General features: G+C 60.1%; 1 protein-coding gene. It reads right to left on the bottom strand.

Features of this window, described 5'->3' with window-relative positions; genetic code table 11:
* Positions 1 to 248 (bottom strand): SRPBCC family protein (locus A3714_RS05840; protein WP_197463372.1); only part of this gene is annotated, 248 nt, incomplete at both ends.

Below are 248 nucleotides of genomic sequence, written 5' to 3'. Positions count from 1 at the left end.
GGCCGGCTTTTACTACCGGACCGAGCAGCGGCAGCTTGCCTTCAAACTCGATCACATAGTGCAGCTGACTGCCGCCGTTGCCGTTTTCGGAAAAGCGCATGGTGCCCTTGTGGTTCTTCAGGGGGCTACCCTTGCTGATCTTGTATTCGATCAGTTCGTTGGGGACCACCTTGGTGACGGTTTCTTCGAACGGCGGCGCGATCAGGATGCGCATACGGCGGGTGGAGCCCACGCCGTTGGGGCTGTCG

This window comes from Alcanivorax sp. HI0007 (assembly GCF_001635525.1).
Classification (GTDB): Bacteria; Pseudomonadota; Gammaproteobacteria; order Pseudomonadales; family Alcanivoracaceae; genus Alcanivorax.
This window is presented reverse-complemented; position numbering and strand designations above follow the sequence as displayed.